16 protein-coding genes are annotated in these 12889 nt (G+C 71.7%); 13 read left to right on the top strand and 3 right to left on the bottom strand.

From position 1 onward, the window contains the following. Nucleotides 1–11: 11 nt before the first annotated feature. Nucleotides 12–686, top strand: a complete 675-nt coding sequence (locus tag ACZ5U5_RS30930) for a response regulator transcription factor (protein ID WP_365826117.1) — start codon at nucleotides 12–14, stop codon at nucleotides 684–686. 47 nt (nucleotides 687–733) lie between these two features. Here the strand turns inward: ACZ5U5_RS30930 and ACZ5U5_RS30925 are convergent, their stop codons facing one another. After that, nucleotides 734–1852, bottom strand: coding sequence for a DUF5937 family protein (locus tag ACZ5U5_RS30925; RefSeq protein ID WP_469028178.1), 1119 nt, complete (start codon nucleotides 1850–1852; stop codon nucleotides 734–736). Nucleotides 1853–2067: 215 nt separating this feature from the next. On the opposite strand from ACZ5U5_RS30925, the gene ACZ5U5_RS30920 reads away from it, so the two are divergent. Further along, nucleotides 2068–2295 carry a hypothetical protein gene (locus tag ACZ5U5_RS30920; RefSeq protein WP_469028176.1) on the top strand — a complete coding sequence of 76 codons (228 nt, stop codon included), beginning with the start codon at nucleotides 2068–2070 and terminating at the stop codon, nucleotides 2293–2295. Here the strand turns inward: ACZ5U5_RS30920 and ACZ5U5_RS30915 are convergent. Continuing rightward, the gene (locus tag ACZ5U5_RS30915; RefSeq protein ID WP_469028173.1) at nucleotides 2252–3415 is read right to left on the bottom strand and encodes a threonine aldolase family protein; all 1164 of its coding nucleotides are present in this window, start codon (nucleotides 3413–3415) and stop codon (nucleotides 2252–2254) included. The two genes, ACZ5U5_RS30920 and ACZ5U5_RS30915, sit on opposite strands and share 44 nt — an antisense overlap. Nucleotides 3416–3596: 181 nt before the next feature. Between ACZ5U5_RS30915 and ACZ5U5_RS30910 the strand changes: the two genes are divergently transcribed. The 11 genes from ACZ5U5_RS30910 to ACZ5U5_RS30860 all read left to right on the top strand — a co-directional run bounded on the left by ACZ5U5_RS30910 (nucleotide 3597) and on the right by ACZ5U5_RS30860 (nucleotide 12204). Further along, nucleotides 3597–4535: a Rossmann-like and DUF2520 domain-containing protein gene (locus tag ACZ5U5_RS30910; protein WP_469028171.1), complete on the top strand. Its 939-nt coding sequence runs from the start codon at nucleotides 3597–3599 to the stop codon at nucleotides 4533–4535. Next, nucleotides 4532–5533, top strand: coding sequence for a pantoate--beta-alanine ligase (gene panC, locus ACZ5U5_RS30905; RefSeq protein ID WP_469028169.1), 1002 nt, complete (start codon nucleotides 4532–4534; stop codon nucleotides 5531–5533). The genes ACZ5U5_RS30910 and panC overlap by 4 nt, the downstream gene beginning before the upstream one ends. Then, nucleotides 5530–7242: an L-aspartate oxidase gene (locus tag ACZ5U5_RS30900; protein ID WP_469028166.1), complete on the top strand. Its 1713-nt coding sequence runs from the start codon at nucleotides 5530–5532 to the stop codon at nucleotides 7240–7242. Before panC ends, ACZ5U5_RS30900 begins: the two co-directional genes overlap by 4 nt. A gap of 2 nt (nucleotides 7243–7244) precedes the next feature. Further along, complete coding sequence (gene nadC, locus ACZ5U5_RS30895; RefSeq protein WP_469028164.1) at nucleotides 7245–8228, top strand: carboxylating nicotinate-nucleotide diphosphorylase; 984 nt, start codon at nucleotides 7245–7247, stop codon at nucleotides 8226–8228. 7 nt (nucleotides 8229–8235) lie between these two features. Continuing rightward, nucleotides 8236–9042, top strand: coding sequence for a type III pantothenate kinase (locus ACZ5U5_RS30890; RefSeq protein WP_469028162.1), 807 nt, complete (start codon nucleotides 8236–8238; stop codon nucleotides 9040–9042). A gap of 131 nt (nucleotides 9043–9173) precedes the next feature. Beyond that, complete coding sequence (locus ACZ5U5_RS30885; protein WP_469028159.1) at nucleotides 9174–9566, top strand: hypothetical protein; 393 nt, start codon at nucleotides 9174–9176, stop codon at nucleotides 9564–9566. Between the two features lie 75 nt (nucleotides 9567–9641). Further along, complete coding sequence (locus ACZ5U5_RS30880) at nucleotides 9642–10283, top strand: hypothetical protein (RefSeq protein WP_469028157.1); 642 nt, start codon at nucleotides 9642–9644, stop codon at nucleotides 10281–10283. A gap of 14 nt (nucleotides 10284–10297) precedes the next feature. Then, nucleotides 10298–10468, top strand: coding sequence for a hypothetical protein (locus ACZ5U5_RS30875; protein ID WP_363210619.1), 171 nt, complete (start codon nucleotides 10298–10300; stop codon nucleotides 10466–10468). A 175-nt stretch (nucleotides 10469–10643) separates the two neighbouring features. Beyond that, nucleotides 10644–11099, top strand: coding sequence for a BlaI/MecI/CopY family transcriptional regulator (locus tag ACZ5U5_RS30870; RefSeq protein WP_469028155.1), 456 nt, complete (start codon nucleotides 10644–10646; stop codon nucleotides 11097–11099). A gap of 9 nt (nucleotides 11100–11108) precedes the next feature. Further along, nucleotides 11109–11642, top strand: coding sequence for an amino-acid N-acetyltransferase (locus ACZ5U5_RS30865; protein WP_363210621.1), 534 nt, complete (start codon nucleotides 11109–11111; stop codon nucleotides 11640–11642). Nucleotides 11643–11865: 223 nt separating this feature from the next. Then, complete coding sequence (locus ACZ5U5_RS30860; protein ID WP_363210622.1) at nucleotides 11866–12204, top strand: histone-like nucleoid-structuring protein Lsr2; 339 nt, start codon at nucleotides 11866–11868, stop codon at nucleotides 12202–12204. Here the strand turns inward: ACZ5U5_RS30860 and ACZ5U5_RS30855 are convergent. Continuing rightward, on the bottom strand, nucleotides 12183–12776 hold the full coding sequence (locus ACZ5U5_RS30855) for an SCO3374 family protein (RefSeq protein WP_469028151.1): 594 nt from the start codon (nucleotides 12774–12776) through the stop codon (nucleotides 12183–12185). The genes ACZ5U5_RS30860 and ACZ5U5_RS30855 overlap by 22 nt on opposite strands. Nucleotides 12777–12889: the final 113 nt, after the last annotated feature.

The raw sequence follows: 12889 nt of genomic DNA, 5'->3' as shown, positions 1-12889 counted from the left end.
AAGGGCCTTTGATGTCGATCCGCGTCATGCTCGTCGACGACCAGGCGCTGCTGCGCACGGGGTTCCGGATGGTGCTCGCCGCACAGCCGGACATGGAGGTCGTAGCGGAGGCGGGCGACGGGGTCGAGGCGCTCCAGGCGCTGCGGACGACCGAGGTCGACGTGGTGCTCATGGACGTACGCATGCCGAAACTGGACGGCGTGGAGACGACCCGGCGCATCTGCCAGGACGCGAACCCGCCGAAGGTCCTGATCCTGACGACCTTCGACCTTGACGAGTACGCCTTCTCGGGGCTGAAGGCGGGCGCCTCCGGTTTCATGCTGAAGGACGTGCCTCCGGGCGAGCTGCTCGCCGCGATCCGCTCCGTGCACAGCGGTGACGCGGTGGTCGCGCCCTCCACGACGAGGCGCCTCCTCGACCGCTTCGCGCCGATGCTGCCGAACGCGGGCGGGCAGCCGCAGCACAAGGAGCTGGAGCGGCTCACCGACCGCGAGCGCGAGGTCATGATCCTGGTCGCCCAGGGGCTCTCGAACGGGGAGATCGCGGCGCGGCTCGTCCTGTCGGAGGCCACGGTGAAGACCCATGTGGGCCGCATCCTGACGAAGCTCGGCCTGCGGGACCGGGTGCAGGTGGTGGTTCTCGCGTACGAGACGGGTCTCGTACGGGCGGGCGGTGGCGGGGCCTGAGGACGGGGCGGCCCGACGGCTGCTCACGGGGCCGCCGACCCGCGGGGTCAGCGCAGGATGCCCTCCAGGAAGTCGCTGCCCAGGCGGGCCACCACGGAGACGTCCAGCTGGTGCATCACGTACCGCCCACGCCGAGCCGTGGTCACCAGGCCCGCCTTCTTGAGGAGGGTGAGGTGCCGGGAGACCTCGGGGGCCGTCAGACCGGTCGCGTGGGCCAGTTCGCCGGTGGTGAAGGGCGCGCGGGCCATGTCGCGGCACAACCGCAGGCGTACGGGGTGGGCGAGGGCCGTGAGCCGCTTCTCCAGGGTCTCCACCGAAGTGGGCTTGGCCAGGTCCGGCGCGGACACGGGGTAGTGGATCACCGGGCGCCAGCCGGGCGCGTGCAGGACCATCAGGTGCGGCCAGGCGAAGTGGGACGGCACGAACGTGAGGCCCGCGCCCAGGGAGTGGTCCAGGGCGGTCGTCCGGCCCGGCACGAGCTTGTCCGCGGTGATGCGACGGCTGTCCGCGTCCACGGAGAGGGCGGCCGAGACTGAGGTCAGTACTTCGGCGAGGCCCTTGTGGCGCAATATCTCGGTCTTGTGCCGTGCGTCGGCGGCCAGTTGGACGCGGACCCGCCGCCAGGTGTCGGCGAAGAACGCCTCGTCACAGTCCTCCAGGAGGCGGCGCAGCCAGGCCCGGACGGTGTGCGGATCGCTCAGCAGGCGCCGCGCGAAGTCCAGTTGGCGCGTGCCGCGGGTGGCGGCGAGCTCCAGGGCGCGCGCACCGCGGACCGGGTCGGTGAGCGGCGAGGGGCCGCCTTCGTTGTACGTCGTGCCGCAGGTGAACTCCAGGGCCGCCATGACGAATCGCTCGTCGTCCAGGCGGTCGAGCAGGTCCAGTTCGTCGGCGAGTGTGGCGCCCGGCCTGCCGTCGCCGTCGACGAGACCGGCGAACGGCATGAAGACGTCCGAGAACGTGTTCCGCCACAGGAAGTCCGCCTCGTGCAGCCGGTCGGCGAGGTCCGGCTTGAGGCAGGCGGTGGTCGCCGTGGCCCAGCCGTGCAGCCCCGGGTGATGCCCGGGCTCGGACAGCGCGTGCAGGGCGACGCCCAGCTCCGCCAGGGGCGAAGGGTCGAAGAAGATCCGCTCCGGCGGCAGGCCCGCGATCTCGATGTGCACGCTCATGGACCCATCGTGCACCGCGCCACCGACATCCCGGCCGCCGATTGACGCCCGGTGTCAATCGGCGCGACGACGGCGTGACGGCGGGAGCAGTCTGTGGTGACAGGGCCGGACGACGAACCGACCGGGCCCGGACATCCACCCCCTTGTGCCGACTGCTTCCCCGTCGACCCAAGGGTGCCCGATAAGTAACAATTTTCCTGAGAGGCGAACCCGTCATGAGCATCACCCAGCAGTACCTGCTCGACAGTTACCGCGCCGCCCAGCACGACGAACGCACCCCGCCGGCCCCCGGTCAGCAGGACTGGCAGGTCATCCGCGAGGTGCGCGATTACGGCCGCTTCCGTGCCGTCGTCGAGGAACGCCCCGCCCACGGAAGGATCCGGGCAGCCGTGGCCCGGCTCATCCGGGGATCCGTCGCACGAACTCCGCGACCGCATCATTGACGTCGCCGGACGACCACTCCAGGCCCGCCTCGGTCACGGTGACCTCCGTGACCGAGAGGCCGGGTGGCCCGTCCGCGAACCAGCGGCCGAACAGCTGGGTCCTGGTCTCCTCGGCCTGGCCGAGCGCCGCCTCCGTGAGGACTTCGGCGTCGTACGGCAGCCAGACCTGGAACTGGTGCGTGTGCGGCTGCTCGGGGTGCACGCGCGACCAGGGCACCCCTGCCGCCGCGAACCCTTCCCGCAGCGCGTCGGCGACCACGCGCGCGTGGGCGACGTAGTCCGGCAGCCGGGGGAGGGTGTTCTTCAGGCCGAGCAGAGCGGCGACGGCGGCCGGGAACTGCTGGAAGACCTGGCCCCCGTAGCGGTGACGCCAGGTCCGCGCCTCGTCGACCAGGGTGCGCGGACCCGCGAGCACCGCGCCGCTCAGGCCGTCCAGGGACTTGTAGAACGACACGTAGACGGTGTCCGCCAGGCCGGCGATCTCCGCCAGGGAGCGGCCGAAGTGCGGTGTGCACTCCCACAGGCGCGCACCGTCGAAGTGCACGACGGCGTCGCGTTCCCTGGCCGCCTCCACGACCTCTTCGAGCTCCTCCCAGGACGGCAGCACGAAACCGGCGTCCCGGAGCGGCAGTTCGAGCATCAGCGTCCCGAAGGGCTCCTCGAAGTCCCGCACTTCGTCGGCCGTGGGCAGCCGGGGCTCCCTCGTCGGATGCACCGTGCGCAGCCCGCTCACCGCGGAGAGGGCGCCCCCTTCGTGCACCTCGGGGTGCGCCTTCGGGTGGAGGGCGACGGTCGCGTTGCCGGTGCGGCCGGCCCAGCAGCGCAGGGCCACCTGCTGGGCCATCGTGCCGGTCGGGAAGAAGGCGGCCGACTCCTTGCCGAGCAGCCGCGCGACCTCGTCCTCCAGGCGCGCGACGACCGCGCTGCCGTAGATGTCGACGGGCTCGTCCGGGTCCACGACCTCCGACGCCGCGTCCGCGAGCGCGGAGAGCCGCGCCGCGAGCGGGAGGTGCGCGGACCAGCGGTGCAGGGTGCGGGTGGCGCCGAGGGCGGCGGACCGGCGGCGGGCGGCGAGCAGGTCCTGCTCGCTCACCTCGGATTCCCCGTCGTGTGAAGTCATCCCAGAAGTCATCCCCCGAGCATGGCGTGCGGTCGGCCGCCGGTCAGCCACCAGTCGGCCACCGGTCATATGAATACCCACAGCCTGTGGACAGCCGAGGACGCGGCGCCGACCAATCGCGTTAGCATGACGAGAAATCGTCCGGTACCCCGAGCGGACTGGAACGGGAAGGCGTCATCGCGTGAACGCACCTCATCAGCCAGACCCGCGGGACCGCCCCGCGAGGCTCACGGTGGGCGTCGTGGGAGCGGGCCGAGTCGGCCCCGCGCTCGCCGCGGCACTCCAGCTCGCCGGGCACCGCCCGGTCGCCGCCTCCGGGGTCTCCGACGCGTCCGTACGACGCGCGGCCACCCTGCTGCCCGACGTGCCCCTCGTCCCGCCCGCCCAGGTCCTGGAGCGCGCCGACCTGGTACTCCTGACCGTTCCGGACGACGCCCTTGTCGGCCTCGTCGAGGGCCTCGCCGAGACCGGCGCCATCCGCCCCGGCCAGCTCCTGGTGCACACCTCCGGGCGGTACGGCACCCAGGTCCTTGAACCCGCGCTGCGCGCCGGCGCCCTGCCGCTCGCGCTGCACCCCGCCATGACGTTCACCGGCACCCCCGTCGACGTCCAGCGCCTGGCGGGCTGCTCCTTCGGCGTGACCGCCCCCGAGGAGCTGCGCCTCGCCGCCGAGGCCCTGGTCATCGAGATGGGCGGCGAGCCCGAGTGGATCGCCGAGGAGGCCAGGCCGCTGTACCACGCGGCGCTCGCGCTCGGCGCGAACCACCTGGTCACGCTGGTCGCCGAGTCCATGGACCTGCTCAAGGAAGCGGGCGTCTCCGCCCCGGACCGGATGCTCGGCCCGCTGCTCGGCGCAGCCCTGGACAACGCGCTGCGGTCCGGCGACGCCGCCCTCACCGGCCCCGTCGCGCGCGGGGACGCGGGCACCGTCGCCGCGCACGTCGCCGAGCTGCGCAAGCACGCCCCGCAGACCGTCGCCGGCTATCTGGCGATGGCCCGCGCGACCGCCGACCGCGCCCTCGCCCACGGACTGCTCAAGCCCGAGCTGGCCGAGGACCTCCTGGGGGTCCTGGCCAACGGCGGGACCGGGAGCGGCGACGCCGAGGGAGGCGCCCGATGACCCGCCTGGTGCACACCGCCGAGCCGCTGCGCACCCGTAAGCGCGCCGGGCGCCGCGTCGTCGTCATGACCATGGGCGCCCTGCACGAGGGCCACGGCACCCTGATCCGCACCGCGCGCCGCATCGCGGGCGACGAGGGCGAAGTCGTCGTCACGGTCTTCGTTAACCCCCTCCAGTTCGGGGCGAACGAGGACCTCGACCGCTACCCCCGCACCCTGGACGCCGACGTCAAGATCGCCGAACAGGAAGGCGCGGACTTCGTGTTCGCCCCCTCCGTGGACGAGGTCTACCCCGGCGGCGAACCGCAGGTCCGGATCAGCGCCGGACCCATGGGCGCCCTCCTCGAAGGGGCCACACGCCCCGGACACTTCGACGGCATGCTCACGGTCGTCGCCAAGCTGCTTCACCTCACCCGGCCCGACGTCGCGCTGTACGGCCAGAAGGACGCCCAGCAGCTCGCCCTCATCCGCCGCATGGTGCGGGACCTGAACTTCGGCGTCGAGATCGTCGGCGTACCCACGGTGCGCGAGGACGACGGCCTGGCGCTCTCCAGCCGCAACCGCTACCTCTCCCCGGCCGAGCGGCGCACCGCGCTCGCGCTCTCCCAGGCCCTCTTCGCGGGCCGCGACCGGCACGCCGCGCAGGAGGCCCTCCACGCGCGAGCGGCGCTCGCCCCCGTCACGCACGCGCGCGCCCACGCCCTGAACGCCCTCGGGGAATCCCGCGCAGCGGCCGACACCCACGCGGTCGCCCAGTCCGTCACGCCGTCCGTGCCCGGCGGCCCCGCGGCCGTCCGCGCCGCCGCCCGCCACGTCCTCGACCAGGCGGCCCGCAGCAGGCCCCCGCTCGAACTGGACTACCTGGCGCTGGTCGACCCCGCCGACTTCACGGACGTACAACCGGGCCACACCGGTGAGGCGGTCCTCGCCGTCGCGGCCAAGGTCGGCGCGACCCGGCTGATCGACAACATCCCGCTCACGTTCGGAGCCACCCCATGAGCGCCACCGGAATACGGCTGCACGCCCCCGCGCCCGGCTGGTCCCTGGAAGCCGACATCGTCGTCGTCGGCTCCGGAGTGGCCGGTCTCACCACGGCCCTGCGCTGCTCGGCGGCGGGCCTGAAGACCGTCGTGGTCACCAAGGCGCGCCTGGACGACGGCTCCACGCGCTGGGCCCAGGGCGGCATCGCCGCGGCACTCGGCGAGGGCGACACCCCCGAGCAGCACCTGGACGACACCCTCGTGGCGGGCGCGGGCCTGTGCGACGAGGAAGCCGTGCGCACCCTGGTCACCGAGGGCCCCGACGCGGTGCGCCGCCTCATCGAGACCGGCGCCCACTTCGACACAGGACCCGAAGGCGCCATCGAGCTGACCCGCGAGGGCGGCCACCACCGCCGCCGCATCGCCCACGCGGGCGGCGACGCGACCGGCCTGGAAATCTCCCGCGCCCTGGTCGAAGCGGTGCGCGCGCGGGCCATACCGACAGTCGAGAACGCCCTCGTACTGGACCTGCTCACGGACGCCGACGGCCGCACCGCCGGTGTCTCCCTGCACGTCATGGGAGAGGGCCAGCACGACGGCGTGGGCGCGGTGCACGCCCCCGCGGTCGTCCTCGCCACCGGCGGCATGGGCCAGGTCTTCTCGGCGACCACGAACCCCTCCGTGTCGACGGGCGACGGCGTCGCGCTGGCCCTGCGCGCGGGCGCCGAGGTCAGCGACCTGGAGTTCGTGCAGTTCCACCCCACCGTGCTCTTCCTTGGCGCCGACGCGGAGGGCCAGCAGCCGCTGGTCTCCGAGGCGGTACGCGGCGAGGGCGCCCACCTCGTGGACACCGACGGCGTGCGCTTCATGGTCGGCCAGCACGAGCTCGCCGAGCTCGCGCCCCGGGACATCGTCGCCAAGGGCATCACACGGCGCATGCAGGAAAAGGGCGCCGAGCACATGTACTTGGACGCCCGGCACTTCGGCGCCGAGATGTGGGAGAACCGCTTCCCGACGATCCTCGCCGCCTGCCGCGCCCACGGCATCGACCCGGTGACCGAGCCCATCCCCGTCGCCCCGGCCGCGCACTACGCCTCCGGCGGCGTCCGCACCGACCCGCACGGCCGCACCACGGTCCCGGGCCTCTACGCCTGCGGAGAGGTCGCCTGCACCGGCGTGCACGGAGCGAACCGCCTCGCCTCCAACTCCCTTTTGGAAGGCCTGGTCTACGCCGAGCGCATCGCCGCCGACATCGCGACGCTGCACGCGGGCAAGACGCTCCACGCGCGCGTGCCCGCACCCGTCTCCCACCCCGACACCCCCGCGCACCCCCTGCTGCCCCCCGAGGCCCGCTTCGCCATCCAGCGCGTGATGACCGACGGCGCCGGAGTGCTCAGGTCCGCCGACTCCCTCTCCGAGGCCGCGGCCCGGCTCGCCCGCATCCACGCCGAGGCCGCGGGCGCGCTCGCCGAGGACGGCAAGACCGCCGAGCCGGGCGTCGACACCTGGGAGACCACCAACCTCCTGTGCGTCGCACGCGTCCTGGTGGCCGCCGCGCAGCGCCGCGAGGAGACCCGCGGCTGCCACTGGCGCGAGGACCGCCCCGACCGCGACGACGAGGCCTGGCGGCGCCACATCGTCGTACGCCTCAACGCGGACCGGACCCTGGCCCTGCGGACCACCGAGACCGCAGACTTCCCCCCGACGACCAGCCTTCAGGAGAAGTGACCGTGAGCACCCCCGACGACCTCCCTCTCGCCCCCACGGGCGGCGGCTGCGGCGATGCCTGCGGCTGCGGCGGAGACGACGCGTACGACCCCATGGAGTGCGGCCTCGACCCCGCTCTCGCGCAGCTCCTGACCGAGGCGGGGCTCGACCCCGTGCAGGTCGAGGACATCGCGCACATGGCGATCGAGGAGGACCTGGCGGGCGGCGTTGACGTCACCTCGGTCGCCACGATCCCCGAAGAGGCCGTCGCCACCGCCGACTTCACCGCGCGCGAGGCCGGCACCGCGGCGGGCCTGCGCATCGCCGAAGCCGTCATCTCCATCGTCTGCACGGACACCTTCGAGGTGGAGCGGCACGTCGAGGACGGCGACCGGGTGGCGGCGGGCGACAAGCTGCTCAGCGTCACCACCCGCACCCGCGACCTGCTCACCGCCGAGCGCAGCGCGCTCAACCTCCTGTGCCGCCTCTCCGGCGTGGCGACGGCCACGCGCGCGTGGGCCGACGCACTGGAGGGCACCAAGGCCGAGGTCCGCGACACCCGCAAGACGACCGCGGGTCTGCGCGCCCTGGAGAAGTACGCGGTGCGGATGGGCGGCGGCGTGAACCACCGCATGTCGCTCTCCGACGCGGCCCTGGTGAAGGACAACCACGTGGTGGCCGCAGGAGGCGTGGAGCAGGCCTTCAAGGCCGTCCGCGAGGCCTTCCCCGACCTGGCCGTCGAGGTCGAGGTCGACACCCTGCACCAGCTGCGCGAGGTCGTGGACGCGGGCGCCGACCTGATCCTCCTGGACAACTTCACGCCGGGCGAGACCGCGGAGGCCGTGGCCATCGTGGACGGCCGCGCGATCCTGGAGTCCTCGGGCCGCCTGACCCTGGAGAACGCCCGGGCGTACGCGGAGACGGGCGTGGACTTCCTCGCCGTGGGCGCCCTCACCCACTCCTCGCCGATCCTGGACATCGGCCTCGACCTGCGCGCGGCGGAGTGACGACGACATGCTGCTGACCATCGACGTCGGAAACACCCACACCGTCCTCGGCCTCTTCGACGGCGAGGAGATCGTCGAGCACTGGCGCATCTCCACCGAGGCCCGCCGCACCGCCGACGAACTCGCCGTCCTGCTCAACGGCCTGATGGGCATGCACCCGCTGCTCGGCGACGAACTGGGCGACGGCATCGACGGCATCGCCATCTGCTCGACCGTCCCCTCCGTCCTGCACGAACTGCGCGAGGTCACCAGGCGGTACTACGGAGACGTGCCCGCCGTCCTGGTGGAGCCCGGCATCAAGACCGGCGTGCCGATCCTCATGGACAACCCCAAGGAGGTCGGCGCCGACCGCATCATCAACGCGGTCGCGGCGGTCGAGCTCTACGGAGGCCCCGCCATCGTCGTCGACTTCGGCACGGCGACGACGTTCGACGCGGTCTCCGCGCGCGGGGAGTACACCGGCGGCGTCATCGCCCCCGGCATCGAGATCTCCGTCGAGGCCCTCGGCGTACGCGGCGCCCAGCTCCGCAAGATCGAGCTGGCCCGGCCGCGCAGCGTCATCGGCAAGAACACCGTGGAGGCCATGCAGTCCGGCATCCTGTACGGCTTCGCGGGCCAGGTCGACGGCGTCGTGCAGCGCATGGCCCGCGAACTGGCGGGCCCGGGCGGCAACCCGGACGACGTGACGGTCATCGCGACCGGCGGCCTCGCGCCCATGGTGCTCGGCGAGGCCACGGTCATCGACGAGCACGAGCCGTGGCTGACCCTCATCGGCCTCCGCCTGGTCTACGAGCGGAACGTGTCCCGGAGTTGATGCCCCGGAGCTGAGCCCCGCCAAAGCCGTCGGCTCATAACCGGCGGCTCATAAGCGGGGCTTGCGCACACAACCCTGCGCCCCATAGAAGAGTCTGCGCAGGGACGGGACTTGAGAAGGTTCGAGCGGGCGTGGAGCAAATGGGGCGTAGGGGAAGACTGGCCGCGGCAGTGGCGGCCGGGGTGCTGGCCGGCCTCGCCGGTCCTGCCGCGACGGCGCACACGGCCACCGGGCTCGACGAGGCACGTCCCGCGTACGCGGTGAGTGTCCCGGCCGCGACGGCCTCACCGTCCACGACCTCCAGCACGTCGCCCTCCGCTGCGACCCCCACCTCCACCACGTCACCGGACGCCGAGGAGCACGGTCCCGACGCCCGCGAAGCCTCCGAGGACCCTGACGCCCCTGACGGCAAGATGGCGGAGACCGGTGCGACGAACGTCGTCTCCTGGATAGCCACCGCCGCGGCCGGCGCCCTCGGGGTCGGCGCGGTCGTCTTCGCGATGATCCGCCGCCGCTCCGAGTAAACGCGTGAGCAAACAGAGCCACGCCACATATTGGCGTTAAACGGATTTTGTCCACTTTGCACGTATCGTCAGGCCATGCCCACGCCATTCGGATCTCGCGGCGGCATGGCCTTCGGTGCGGAGGAACTGCGTGTGCTCCGCCGCGCTCTGGCCCTCGCCCTGCATCCCAGCCCCGTCTCCGCCGAAGACGTCCAGGACTGCCTGCGCCTGGCCGACGCCGTCGACCAGGCAGTGAGCGAGGGCGCCAGGCTCCGCGCCTTCCTGCTGGCCGACCTCGCCCGCTACCGGGCGGCCCTGCCCGGCACCGCAACCGGCTACCTCGCACTCCTCGAGGACGTCCTCGGTACCGGCTACCAACCCGGCGCCGACGATCTCGCCGCGCTGCGCGCCCTGCGCGGCAACCCGGTGGCCGCCGCCCTCCTCGACCGCTGCCGGACCGTCGCCGAACAGGCTGTACGCGCCCGTCTCGCGGGCCGGTCGCAGTCGGCCGTCCCGGCGCCGCGCCCCCTCGTCCCCGCCTCGCGCACCCGCCTGCTCGCCCTCCCCGGCGGCCGGAGCGAGGCCGGCGACCGGGCGGCGCCCAAGCCCAAGACGCCGCACACCCCTCCGGCGAAACCGGCCGCCCCGGAGCCGCCACGCCCCGTCCCGACCCCGGCCGAGGTCTTCCCTCCCAAGCGCCGCCCGACGGACCCGCCGCACCAGCTCGCCGCGGGCTAGCTACTCTGGGGGGCATGGAATACGTCTCCGCGCTCCTGCCCCCCGTAGTGATGGCCGTGTTCTTCGGCGGTCTCATCGTGACGATCGTGAAGACCCAGGGCGGCGCCAACAAGGCCAAGGAGGACGCGGCCGTCGACGCCGTGATCTCCAGCGCCGAAGGCGCCCGGCAGACCCCCAAGGCCTGACTGTTCCGCTCTCCGGTGACCTGAGGGTGACCGGCGGATGACCTGAGGTCACCACCCGCACATCCTTGGCGTACGACTCGCTCCCATTCCGAGTCGTACGCCCTTTTTGTTGGGGAAATGGCGCCTCCGCCACGTCCGTCACGTCATTAGTGACATCTCCCACTATTGTTCTCGTGTGCCTCGCCCCTTGGGAGAACTCGAAGACTCAGTCATGACACGGGTGTGGAAGTGGAACCGCCCCGTGACCGTTCGAGAAGTCCTGGAAGACCTTCAGCAGGAACGGTCCATCGCGTACACCACCGTCATGACCGTTTTGGACAATCTTCATCAGAAGGGCTGGGTGCGCCGTGAAGCGGAAGGCCGCGCCTATCGATATGAGGCGGTCTCCACTCGGGCCGCCTACGCCGCCGCACTGATGAACGAAGCTTGGTCGCAGAGCGACAACCCCGCGGCCGCTCTCGTCGCGTTCTTCGGGATGATGTCGGCGGAACAGCGCGAAGCACTCAGTGACGCGATGCGGATCGTGGGCCCGATCTCTCAGCCCTCGATCTCCGAAGCCCCGATCTCCGAAGGCCCCGCCACTCAAGCCCCGCTCAACCCCGGCGAGGCGGAGCCCGAAGCAGAACGATAGCGTCCGGTCATGCCAGCAGAACCCCCTGAACTCAGCGCTAAAGCAGTCTCCGTACGCCGGGCGCGCACAGCCGATGTGCCGGTCGTACGCAACCTCCTGGACTCCTACGCCCGTCAGGGGATCCTGCTCGACAAAGCGACGGTCGCCCTTTACGAGTCCATCCAGGAGTTCTGGGTGGCGGAACGCGACGACAACGCCGAGGTCGTCGCCTGCGGTGCACTGCACGTGATGTGGGAAGACCTCGCGGAAGTTCGCACTCTCGCGGTGAACCCCGACGTCAAGGGCGTCGGAGTAGGGCATCAGGTGTTGGGGAAGTTGCTGCAGACCGCTCGCTGGCTCGGTGTCCGCAGGGTTTTCTGTCTCACCTTCGAAGTCGACTTCTTCGCGAAGCACGGCTTCGTGGAGATCGGTGAGACACCTGTCGACGGAGATGTCTACAGCGAGCTGCTGCGTTCCAAAGATGAGGGCGTCGCGGAGTTCCTGGGCCTCGAACGAGTGAAACCGAACACCTTGGGCAACAGCCGGATGCTTCTGCATCTGTGATCGTCGCCGGTATTCCGGACTGCCTGCTGCCCCGGTTCCCTATGTCCGAAACGCGCATGTTTCCTGGGTTCTCGGGGTCCCCGGTCTCTCCCGGGGGTTTGTGTTTTCCCAGCAAAAGCGGTTTGCTTTCCGACGTACTGCAGTACTGCATATAACAGGGGGCGGCGATTCCACGGCTCACGCCGTGCGATCCGGCCCTAAGTTATCGATGAAAGGAAATCCGGTGGCACAGAAGGTTCAGGTCCTTCTTGTCGATGACCTCGACGGTGGCGAGGCAGACGAGACCGTGACGTTTGCGCTGGACGGCAAGTCGTACGAGATCGACCTCACCACGTCGAACGCGGACAAGCTCCGCGGTCTTCTTGAGCCTTACCTCAAGGGCGGTCGTCGCACCGGTGGCCGTGGTTCGGCCGGGCGTTCCAAAGCCCGCGCCTCCGCCACGAGCGGCGGTCAGGACACCGCTGCGATCCGTGCCTGGGCCAAGGACAACGGTTTCGAGGTCAACGACCGCGGCCGCGTCCCCGCGTCCATCCGCGAGGCCTACGAGAAGGCCAACGGCTGACGTCGGGTCCGTTGCAGCCGGACCCGGTGGACTTGCGTTGCCGCCGTGTCCACGAGTCGTACGAGACCGGAGCCCACGGCGGGGTCGCTGTGAGGCATGGCGCCACCCCCCACGCAGGACAGGGACGGCAATGCCGGCAGCGTCGGCTCCACCTCGCACCCGGGCTCCGGGGGTCGCAGCCATACGGCGGCCCCCTGCGTGCCGGGCCACCCCGGAGGCGTGGGCGCGTCGGTCCGTCCGCCCGCCCCGACGGCCGTGAGGTCCAGGGGGATGCCGCCCCACTCCAGCCAGTCCAGGAGCCCCGGCAGCTCGTCGGCGCTCCCCGCGGCCACGAAGAGCCGCATCGATTCTCCTCGCAGGGCCACCGGCGCCTTCGGCCCGAGATGTCTCAGCGCGGCGAAGCCGGCCTCGGCGGGCAGCTGCAGTACGTCGAAGCGGAGCCCCGTCAGGAGCTGCACCGGCAGCCCTGGGCGGCGCTCGTCCGTCGCCCAGCCGAGTTCGTTCGCGTACCACTGCCGCACCGGGTCGCTCTGCTCGACCGGTACGCGGGGCTGGGGAACGGTGAAGGCCATGCATGGAGCAACCGGCCGGAAGCGTCTTGGGTTACGCAGAGTGCCCGGATGATTGCTCTGGGTGTCCGGAAATAGGGCGTAAGGGCGTGTTCGGCCGCGCAAGGGTGTTCGCC

The organism is Streptomyces sp. NPDC033177 (assembly GCF_055577715.1).
The sequence above is the reverse complement of the archived record's forward strand: the minus strand, read 5'-3'. Positions and strand labels throughout refer to the sequence as shown.

What these genes read in the sequence shown, in the direction of transcription:
- ACZ5U5_RS30920 (WP_469028176.1), top strand. Translation starts at nt 2,068, where the DNA reads ATGAGCATCACCCAGCAGTACCTGCTCGACAGTTACCGCGCCGCCCAG.
- ACZ5U5_RS30875 (WP_363210619.1), top strand. Translation starts at nt 10,298, where the DNA reads ATGGAATACGTCTCCGCGCTCCTGCCCCCCGTAGTGATGGCCGTGTTC.
- ACZ5U5_RS30930 (WP_365826117.1), top strand. Translation starts at nt 12, where the DNA reads ATGTCGATCCGCGTCATGCTCGTCGACGACCAGGCGCTGCTGCGCACG.
- ACZ5U5_RS30880 (WP_469028157.1), top strand. Translation starts at nt 9,642, where the DNA reads ATGCCCACGCCATTCGGATCTCGCGGCGGCATGGCCTTCGGTGCGGAG.
- ACZ5U5_RS30900 (WP_469028166.1), top strand. Translation starts at nt 5,530, where the DNA reads ATGAGCGCCACCGGAATACGGCTGCACGCCCCCGCGCCCGGCTGGTCC.
- panC (WP_469028169.1), top strand. Translation starts at nt 4,532, where the DNA reads ATGACCCGCCTGGTGCACACCGCCGAGCCGCTGCGCACCCGTAAGCGC.
- ACZ5U5_RS30865 (WP_363210621.1), top strand. Translation starts at nt 11,109, where the DNA reads ATGCCAGCAGAACCCCCTGAACTCAGCGCTAAAGCAGTCTCCGTACGC.
- ACZ5U5_RS30915 (WP_469028173.1), bottom strand. Translation starts at nt 3,415, where the DNA reads ATGACTTCACACGACGGGGAATCCGAGGTGAGCGAGCAGGACCTGCTC.
- ACZ5U5_RS30855 (WP_469028151.1), bottom strand. Translation starts at nt 12,776, where the DNA reads ATGGCCTTCACCGTTCCCCAGCCCCGCGTACCGGTCGAGCAGAGCGAC.
- ACZ5U5_RS30925 (WP_469028178.1), bottom strand. Translation starts at nt 1,852, where the DNA reads ATGAGCGTGCACATCGAGATCGCGGGCCTGCCGCCGGAGCGGATCTTC.
- ACZ5U5_RS30890 (WP_469028162.1), top strand. Translation starts at nt 8,236, where the DNA reads ATGCTGCTGACCATCGACGTCGGAAACACCCACACCGTCCTCGGCCTC.